The sequence below is a fragment of the Companilactobacillus futsaii JCM 17355 genome, from assembly GCF_001435505.1.
GTDB lineage: Bacteria > Bacillota > Bacilli > Lactobacillales > Lactobacillaceae > Companilactobacillus > Companilactobacillus futsaii.
Map to the genome: position 1 here is coordinate 1 of NZ_AZDO01000112.1, position 2,782 is coordinate 2,782.

At 35.0% G+C, this 2,782-nt stretch carries 2 protein-coding genes and 1 pseudogene; all 3 read right to left on the minus strand.

Going from position 1 to position 2,782, the window contains the following annotated elements; translation table 11 throughout:
• Positions 1-63: 63 nt before the first annotated feature.
• A pseudogene (locus tag FC88_RS08510) lies at positions 64-846 on the minus strand (IS30 family transposase); the annotation flags it as partial.
• A 42-nt stretch (positions 847-888) separates the two neighbouring features.
• On the minus strand, positions 889-1,503 hold the full coding sequence (locus tag FC88_RS08515; RefSeq protein WP_057814676.1) for an acyltransferase: 615 nt from the start codon (positions 1,501-1,503) through the stop codon (positions 889-891).
• A 4-nt stretch (positions 1,504-1,507) separates the two neighbouring features.
• The gene (locus tag FC88_RS08520; protein ID WP_057814678.1) at positions 1,508-2,650 is read right to left on the minus strand and encodes a glycosyltransferase family 4 protein; all 1,143 of its coding nucleotides are present in this window, start codon (positions 2,648-2,650) and stop codon (positions 1,508-1,510) included.
• Positions 2,651-2,782 lie beyond the last annotated feature (132 nt).

Genomic DNA, 2,782 nt, shown 5'->3' on the forward strand with positions numbered 1-2,782 from the left:
AGCCACACGATAAATCCTATTAAATCAGTATTTTCATTAATATTCATATTTTATGGGTTTAACTTAACCGGCGGAAGCAGCGGAGAAAAGCTCTTTGGGTGTTTGATGGCCAGTTTGCCGGCGCGGTAAATTGTTTAGCTTTGACTCAACTGCTTGGATATCATGAGGACCCAAAATATCCATGGATAGACCCTTGGGTACATTGCGGCGGATCATTCGATTATGCGCTTCGTTAGTCCCACGCTCAGAGGAACGATATGGATGGGCATAATAAAGGTCAGCGACACCGGTAAGTACAGCGCCAACTTCCGAGAACTCAGCGCCATTATCGGCAGTAACTGACTTCATGATTGATCCGTATTCTTGACAGATCTTGGCCAGCTCATAGTTGACTGAATCGGCATCACGACCATCGATCAAACGTAGAATTTGGCAGCGGGATTGACGTTCGATCAGCGTTAAGATCACACTCTCTTGACCGTTGCGCTTGCCCACCACGGTGTCCAATTCGAAATGGCCGAACTCTTGGCGCTGGTCGATACTTTTAGGCCGTTCATCAATACTCCGTCCGGCCAGACGCTTGTGCTTGATCGAGTGATGATGTTTGGCACGGTGGCGCGTTTTTTCGAATAGATCAAGATTGCGGACTTCAAGTAACTGGGCATCAATATAGTGGTATAGCGTCTTGGTCGAGACCATCTCCTCAGGTTGATATAAGCCTTCAAGTTTGGCCCGTCCTACTGCTGCATCAGGCGACCAACCATCTTGACGCAAATGAGTCGTAAAATAGTCGATAAAATCAGCGACACCGACGAGTTTCAAAGGTCGATTAGAACAACTTTTATTCGTAGATACCTGGCAGCTAATTAACTAGCACAACGGGTAATTTTAGTCTCTTTTCTTTATAATTTTAGCTGGACTGCCAGCTACAACAGAATTATTTGGTATTGACTTAGTAACCACCGAGTTAGCACCAATAACACAGCCACTACCTACAGTAACACCATCTAAAAAAACAGTTCCAGAACCTACCCAACAATTATTTCCAATTGAAATACCCTTTTCTGTTGTTCCTTGTTCTCGAATCAACTTAGAGGTATCCATAAAATTATGATTCTGGGCATGTAATCTAATATTCTGTCCAAAGATCACATCATTTCCAATAGTAATACCTCCAGCAGAACCAAAAAGAACATAGTCACCACACGAAAATCTATCACCAATTTTCAAAAAACTATCATGAGAAAAATCAGTCAATATAGTGTTATACTCGCCAAACGTAATATATTCTCCCAATTTTATGCTGTTAATATAACCTTGTATTTTTGTATAGCTTCCAATTCTTAAATGTCCATTTGAATCTATTAATCTAGCCCTTATTCTTACTTTTCTACCAACTTGAAGCCTACCTCGACAAGTAACTTTAGATATTTTATAAAAGTAGCCTCTAATTAAGAATTCTAATTTTCTTTCAAAAAAAATATTTTTTAAAATTTGTTTCATAACACTAGCCCTTATTATCAATTAATTTGATGTATAAATCATATATTTTATTAACATTCTTTTTTATTGAAAAGTAACTCCTGGCAACTTTATATCCTCTTTTACTATAACCAATATAATCAATCTTATTATTTAGTAAATTTGTTATAGCTAAAGATAATGATTGTGAATTTCCATACTCATAAAGTAAGCCATTATTGTCAACATCTAAGAGTTCCGAATTTGCTCCAGTATTACTTGCAACCACAGGTAACCCACTTAACATATATTCAATAGTTACTCTACCAAAAGCCTCTGCTTTTGAAGCAACTATTCCAACATTATAGTTATGGAGTAATTTAGGAATATTATTATTATAAGCAATAAAATGAATATCATTATTTAATTTAAGTTCAGAAACTCGATTCTTTAATTTTTGGGTATATTCTGGGAATCCAGAACCAATTATATCTAAACTCGCTACTACACCCTGATTAATTAAATTAGATATTGCATTTATTGCATCTAATTGCCCCTTATGTGGCAGCAAAGATCCGACAAGTACTGCTTTAACAGAACTAATACTTGGTAATTCATATGAAAACCCCGTATCGCTTACTCCATCATATATAACACTGAGTTTTTTCTTATCCACTCCACGATTTTCCCATAATTTTTGAACAAAATTTGAAATTACAATATTGTGATTATTATCATCATTAAATTTCTTATAGAAATTTCCTGAATAATTAACCCATTGAGTCTCAATTCCGGACTCTCTTAAATGCCATACATGTGGTACACCAATTCTTTTTGCTACTTCAAATCCTATATCTATTACACTAACATTTGTATGTATAAGGTCAATCTTGTTTAATTTACAATACTTAATAAGTTTAATTATTGCAATTCCATTAAAAATTCTCATACGTAAATATTTTAAAATAGTTTTTAGTATACTCTCTGTTTTAAGATGTCCCCATTGAAAATATTTAACTGAATAATTTGGAATATTATTTTGTTTACAATACTCTGTAAGTTTGTTTTTTTGGGGGGTTATTAAAAAAGGTTCAATTCCATAATCTTCTTTTAATCCCATCATAATTTCAGACAAAGCCTTGGTGGCACCCAAAACATCATCCTCATGTGCTACGAATAATACTCTCAATATTTTTTCTCCTATAACTTTTATTACGGCAAATTCTATAATTAATCCGAACAGAAATTAAAAAGCCCAAAGCAACCACTTACAATGGTAGTAGCTAATTCCAACCAATATAGGGAGTGATTACTTTGGGTA

Bases quoted from the DNA above. Each gene is read 5' to 3' on its own strand.
- FC88_RS08515 (WP_057814676.1), bottom strand. From the start codon at position 1,503: ATGAAACAAATTTTAAAAAATATTTTTTTTGAAAGAAAATTAGAATTC.